Source organism: Halomonas sp. KX33721 (assembly GCF_001596805.1).
Taxonomy (GTDB): domain Bacteria; phylum Pseudomonadota; class Gammaproteobacteria; order Pseudomonadales; family Halomonadaceae; genus Vreelandella; species Vreelandella aquamarina.
Map to the genome: position 1 here is coordinate 160,389 of NZ_LVIA01000003.1, position 6,000 is coordinate 166,388.

The 6,000-nt window shown below is 66.8% G+C and carries 5 protein-coding genes and 1 pseudogene; 4 read left to right on the plus strand and 2 right to left on the minus strand.

What is annotated here, in order from left to right:
• Positions 1-7 precede the first annotated feature (7 nt).
• From A3220_RS01015 to A3220_RS01025, 3 genes are all read left to right on the plus strand, one after another.
• The gene (locus A3220_RS01015; protein WP_084812724.1) at positions 8-1,327 is read left to right on the plus strand and encodes a maltoporin; all 1,320 of its coding nucleotides are present in this window, start codon (positions 8-10) and stop codon (positions 1,325-1,327) included.
• Between the two features lie 107 nt (positions 1,328-1,434).
• Complete coding sequence (locus tag A3220_RS01020; RefSeq protein WP_062372465.1) at positions 1,435-2,358, plus strand: MalM family protein; 924 nt, start codon at positions 1,435-1,437, stop codon at positions 2,356-2,358.
• A 55-nt stretch (positions 2,359-2,413) separates the two neighbouring features.
• Complete coding sequence (locus A3220_RS01025; RefSeq protein WP_062372468.1) at positions 2,414-2,938, plus strand: DUF1993 family protein; 525 nt, start codon at positions 2,414-2,416, stop codon at positions 2,936-2,938.
• 118 nt (positions 2,939-3,056) lie between these two features.
• On the opposite strand, the gene ugpC (A3220_RS01030) is transcribed toward A3220_RS01025, so the two are convergent.
• Together ugpC (A3220_RS01030) and ugpC (A3220_RS01035) are read right to left on the minus strand one after the other, a co-directional pair.
• The gene (gene ugpC / locus A3220_RS01030) at positions 3,057-4,172 is read right to left on the minus strand and encodes a sn-glycerol-3-phosphate ABC transporter ATP-binding protein UgpC (RefSeq protein ID WP_062372471.1); all 1,116 of its coding nucleotides are present in this window, start codon (positions 4,170-4,172) and stop codon (positions 3,057-3,059) included.
• 16 nt (positions 4,173-4,188) lie between these two features.
• Positions 4,189-5,244, minus strand: a complete 1,056-nt coding sequence (gene ugpC, locus A3220_RS01035) for a sn-glycerol-3-phosphate ABC transporter ATP-binding protein UgpC (RefSeq protein WP_062372474.1) — start codon at positions 5,242-5,244, stop codon at positions 4,189-4,191.
• 467 nt (positions 5,245-5,711) lie between these two features.
• Between ugpC (A3220_RS01035) and A3220_RS01040 the strand changes: the two are divergent.
• Positions 5,712-6,000, plus strand: a pseudogene (locus A3220_RS01040) (group II intron reverse transcriptase/maturase); the annotation flags it as partial.

The window sequence follows — 6,000 nt, forward strand, 5'->3', positions numbered from 1 at the left end:
AGAGCGCATGGGTTTCAAGCCCGGCTTTGCCATACACAACAAGAAAGGGATCATCATGACCTCACTCAGGACACGACGCTTTACGCTCTCCACCCTGACCGCCGCCATCGCCCTGGGAGCGACCGGGGCTGCACAGGCCGCCGACGTCGACTTCCACAGCTATGGTCGCTCGGGAATCGGCTCGACCACCGGCGGTGGCGACCAGGCGTGCTTCAAGGCAGCCGGCGCGCCGGCCAAGTACCGCCTCGGCAACGAGTGCGAGACCTACGCCGAGCTGGGCCTGGGCTCGACGCTCTACGAGAAGGACGGCAAGACCTTCTATTTCGACAGCCTGGTGGCCTACGTCAACGAGCAGGGCAACGACTTCGAGGCCCTGGACAGCGAAAGCGACGATGGCAACACCATGGCGCTGCGCCAGCTCAACGTCCAGGCGACCGGGGTGATCGAGGCACTGCCCAACGCGACCCTCTGGGCCGGCAAGCGCTACTACCAGCGCCATGACATCCACATGAATGACTTCTACTACTGGGACCTCTCGGGGCCCGGTGGCGGTATCGAGAACATCGACCTGGGCTTCGGCAAGTTGAGCCTGGCCTGGTTGCGCAACACCAGCGAGGACACCGAGTTCCCCGATGGGCGCCAGAACCTCGCCAACAACACCCTCGACATTCGCCTGGCGGACATCGCGACCAATCCGGGCGGTAGCCTCGAGATCGGCTACGACTATGGCGCGGCAACGCTCACCGATGCCCAGGACCGCGCCGGCATCGATCCCAAGAAGGGGTACATGGTGACCCTGCAGCACACCCAGGGTGACTGGTTCGGCGGTTACAACAAGCTTGCGGTGCAGTACGCCACCGACGGCATCATCGGCATCTCGGGTCGTATCAACACCGCCTCGACCACGCCGGAAGGCAGCATGATTCGCGTGCTCGACCATGGCCAGGTCAACCTGACGCCGGATATCGACATGCTCTACGCCGCCATCTACGAGGACCGTGACCTGGACAACGGCCAGGGGCAGACCTGGCTGTCGGCCGGCGTTCGACCGACCTATTACTGGACCGACACCCAGAGCACGGCGCTGGAACTCGGCTATGACCGTGTCGACCCTCAGGATGACGGCATGGAAACCGCCGACCTGACCAAACTGACCCTGGCCCAGCAGTGGTCGGCGGGACGCGGGGCCTTCGCGCGTCCGGTGCTGCGCGCTTTCGTGACTTATGCCAACTGGGATGGTGATGTCTACAACGCTGCCAGCGAGTCCATCGACATGGGCGAGTACGACGGCGTGACCGTGGGGCTACAGGCCGAGGCCTGGTGGTAAGCCTCACGCATGGCGTGAGATGACAGTTTGCTGATCGTTGGCCGGTGCCCTGGGGCACCGGCATTTTTCCTTGTCACCGCTTTCCTGCCACCCCACGAGGTCATGATATGTCCATCGAAGTTTCCCACAGGGCGGCCAAACGCCGTCTCGCCCTGGCAGGCGCCCTGGGAGCGCTGCTGCTCGGCGGCTGCGCCACGACGACGCCTTCGGCCACCGAACACCGGCCCGACGAGGCCTGGCTCGAGCGCGCCAGCGATTGCTGTCGAGGGCTCGATTCCCTGCCGTTATCGCCGCTGGCCGGCCATGACGAGCGAACCTTGCGCTTCGGCCCCGAGACGCCGATTCACCGCTTCGATACTGGTCCCAGCCCCTTTCACGCCATGGAGCTGCCGCGCGGCATGGGGCCGCTGCGCCTGGAGCTGATCAGCCGTGTGTGGCGCGACGACCAGGGGCATCTGTCACTGTTCGCCCCCCTGGTGTTGATCCTCGACGAGACGGGCGCGATACAGCGCCGCTTCGACTGGCGGGAGTTCACCTACCAGCCGACACGGGGCCTGAACGACGACCGCCTCTACCTGAGCTTCGGTATCACGCCCTCGGCCCGGGCCGACCGGCTGGTGGTCCTGACGTCCGATGCCGCTCGGGCCGCGGAAAGCGAACTGCTGCACCCGGCGCGAGCCCAGGCACGGGCGCGTCATCTCGCCGAGCCGGCGGTGGTCGATCCGGTGGCGCCGCACCTGGCCAGTGGCGAGGTATCGCTGCGGGTGAGGCCGCTGGGCGAGAGTGATGGTCTGCTGGCGCCACTGCTGGGCAGCGGTGGCGCCGAGACGGTGCCGACGAGCCCGACACAGGCCGAGCCACCTCCTGAGCACGAGCCGGTCGATTCGGCGCCCCTCGACTGGCGACGCATGATCCGGGCCGCCCTGGATAGCGGTGACCTGGAGCTGGCGATGACACTGGCCGAGCATGCCGAACGTGAAGGAGAATCGGGCACCCGGCGTTGGCTGGCGGAACGCCTGGAGCGGCGCTGACGGCCATCGCCGGCGCTGGCGGGAAGAGACGCGACGAGGGAGAGGAGGGATAACCGTGACGGTTCAGGACACCCTGGTTCACTATCTGGAGCGCCTGACAGCGCTCATGGAGAAGATCGAACGACACGATACGGCGCGACACGGCATTCTGCAGGCCAGCCTGGCGCCGGATATGTTCCCCTTGCACACCCAGGCCAGGATCGCGGCAAACTTCGCGCTCCGCGCCTGCTGCCGGCTGGCCAGGGTCCCGGAGGTCTGTTTCGACGCCGGCGACGACCGAGACGATGGCGAGGTCAATCGCTACGCCAGCGTCCGGGAGCAGCTCGATCGCAGCCGTGAGTTCATCCTGGCGCTTTCCATTCCCCGGGATCCCGGGGACTCGCCGCTGGGCGAGGACACGGCGGGACACGCGGTCATCTCCCTGCCCATGGACGAATACGTCCAGGCCTTCGCCCTGCCGAACTTCTTCTTCCACTTGTCGATGGTCTATGCCATCGCCAGGGCGGAGGGCGTGCCGCTGGGCAAGGAGGATTTCGATGGCTATCACCGGTATCCGCCCGGCTTCTCCTTTCTCCAGTAGCCTGACGGGCCTGGCCGATCGTGACGAGAAGCCGGATCAGCAGTCGCTCGGTGTCAGGCCCGCCAGGCACCCGGGAGGCCCCGGTGCGGCGCACCGGGGCGGACGCGAGCCGCCCGCGTCATCGGGCGATGCCGGGGATCTCCACCTGGCGGGGACAGGCTTGACCCTCGGCATCGAACAGATGGCACTGCTCGCCGGACAGGCCCAGTGTCAGGGCTTGTCGGGGCTCGAGGCACGCCAGGCGGTCGAGACGTTGGGTCACGGTGCCTTCGACACCGTCCACGTCGATGTGGGCGAGGGTCTCGTAGCCGAGCCGTTCTGCGACGCCCAGGCGACCTTGCAGCAGGGCATCGGCCGTATCCGGCGTGACGAAATCCTCGGCACGAATGCCCAGGGTGGCCGTGTCGCCCTCCGTCAGGCGCGAACCATCCACCGCCACGGGCAGTGTCTCGCCGTTGGGCAGTCGCACGCCGGTGCGCCGCTTGCCGGGATCGATGACCGTGACCGGTAGGGTGTTGATGCGGGGAGAGCCGATGAAGGCGGCGACTTCCAGGCTCTCGGGGAAGTGGTAGAGCGTCAGCGGCGCGCCGACCTGGGCGATGCGACCGCTGCTGAGCAGGACGATCCGGTCCGCCAGGGTCATGGCCTCGACCTGGTCGTGGGTGACGTAGACCATGGTGGCGCCGAGTCGGCGATGCAGTTCGGCGAGCTGTACGCGCATCTCGACGCGCAGCGAGGCGTCGAGGTTGGACAGCGGCTCGTCGAACAGGAATACCCGGGGCTGCTTGACCAGGGTGCGGCCGATGGCCACCCGCTGGCGCTGGCCGCCGGACAGTGCCTTGGGGCGGCGATCCAGCAGTGGCGATAGCTGCAGGGTGTGGGCGGCGGCCTCGACCCGTTGCTTGATCTCGGCCTTGTCGGCGTGGGCGAGCTTCAGCCCGAAGGCCATGTTTTCCGCCACCGTCATGTGGGGATAGAGCGCGTAGGACTGGAAGACCATGCCGATATCGCGCTCCTGGGGCGGCGTCTCGTTGAGACGCTCGCCGTCCAGGCACATCTCGCCCCGGCTGATCTCTTCCAGGCCGGCGATCATGCGCAGCAGCGTCGACTTGCCGCAGCCGGAGGGGCCGACGAAGACCACGAATTCGCCATCCTCGATGCTCAGGTCGATGTCTCGCGAGACTTCGACGCCGTCGTAGTCCTTGCCGATGCCGGTGAGTGTCAGGTGTCCCATTGGTGATGTCTCCCTGTCAGGCAGCGTGGCGCTGCGTGGCGATGGCCAGTGCCCGGTCGGAGGCGTCGAACAGGTGAGTATGCTCGACATCGACGCGCAGAGCGACGTCCTGGCCGACCTGCCAGTCGCTGGGCGCTTCGCTGCGGTGGATCAGCAGGGTGTCGCCTTCCCGTGGTTCGAGATAGACATAGACCTCGTTGCCCAGGTACTCGACGTTGACGATCTCGAAGCGGTTGTCGCCCTCGGCCTCGGCCAGCCGCAGGTGCTCGGGGCGCACGCCCAGCGACAGCTCGGCGCCGGGCCCTTGGCCGCTGGCGTCCTGGGGCAGCGACAGCTCGCCGAGCCCCGGGGCCTGGACCCGACAGCCCTCCTCGTTCCCGCCGAGCAGTTCGGCCGGCATGAAGTTCATGGTGGGCGAGCCGATGAAGCCGGCGACGAACCTGGTGGCCGGCTGCTGGTAGAGCGTCTGGGGGCTGCCGACCTGCTCGATGCGACCGTCGCGCAGTACCACGATCTTGTCCGCCAGGGTCATCGCCTCCACCTGGTCGTGGGTGACGTAGATCATGGTGGAGCCCAGGCGGTGGTGCAGGCGGGCGATCTCGTTGCGCATCTGCACGCGCAGCGAGGCGTCCAGGTTGGAGAGCGGCTCGTCGAACAGCAGGATGCGCGGCTCCCGGGCCATGGCGCGCCCCATGGCCACGCGCTGGCGCTGGCCGCCGGAGAGCTCCTTGGGCTTGCGGTGCAGCAGCTCCTCGAGCTGCAGGATGCGGGCCGTGGCCATCACGCGCTCATCGACGGTCTCGTTGGCCATCTTGGCCAGCTTGAGGCCGAAGGCCATGTTCTCGTAGACCGTCATGTGCGGGTAGAGGGCGTAGGACTGGAAGACCATGCCCACGCCGCGCTCGCGGGGCGGCAGGTCGTTGACCACGTCGTCGGCGATCCTGAGCTCGCCGTCGCTGATCGACTCGAGCCCGGCGATCAGGCGCAGCAGGGTCGACTTGCCGCAGCCCGAGGGGCCGACGAAGACCACGAACTCGCCGTCGCCGACCTTGAGGTCGACGTCCTTGATGATGTGTGTGCGCCAGGCATGGCGCGCAGCGCCTGACTGGTGCTGTTTCCGAGGGTGGTGCCTTGGAATGACTTGGAGGTGAAAGTCCCCTGCACGCCCGGCAAGGGGAAGTGCTAGCCGACGGCAAGGGTGTCTCCCGCGAGGGAGAATCTGAAGGCAGCCCGAGGCAAAACGCTGGCCTGACGAACAGGAAGCGGATACGAGGCGTCATGGCGGGGTGAGGTGGCACGCATCACCAAAGCCCGATACTTGCACGGAACGCCATGACGTAAATCCGACAGGCATAAGCGGGAAGGTCGCGCGTCTTACCCTGGGAGGTCTGGTGGTCTGCCACGGTGCTACCGGCGTCGAGAGGCGACGGGATGGGTCACCAGACGTCAGCAGAGGCCATAGTAAGTGCCGATTCACCCCGGCACCAAGGGCCGAACATGAAGAACCGCGAGTAGGCGATGACGTCTCGAGGATCGATCATGAAGACAGACACTGACGCTGATACCGTCACCCACCCAGAGGGGCAGGGGCGGAACCCTGAGTCCCGGCCGGTGGGCGTCGAGACGGTCCCGGCGTCGTCATCGTGGACGAAAGCGGAGCCCGCCCCGCTCATGGAGGCCGTGGTAGCGAAGGCCAACATGGCGCGGGCTTACCGGAAGGTGGTTGCCAACCAAGGCGCACCGGGTGCCGATGGCATGACGGTGGACCAGCTGGCCGATCACCTGAAACAGTACTGGCCGACGCTGCGTGAGCGGCTGCTGGCCGGTG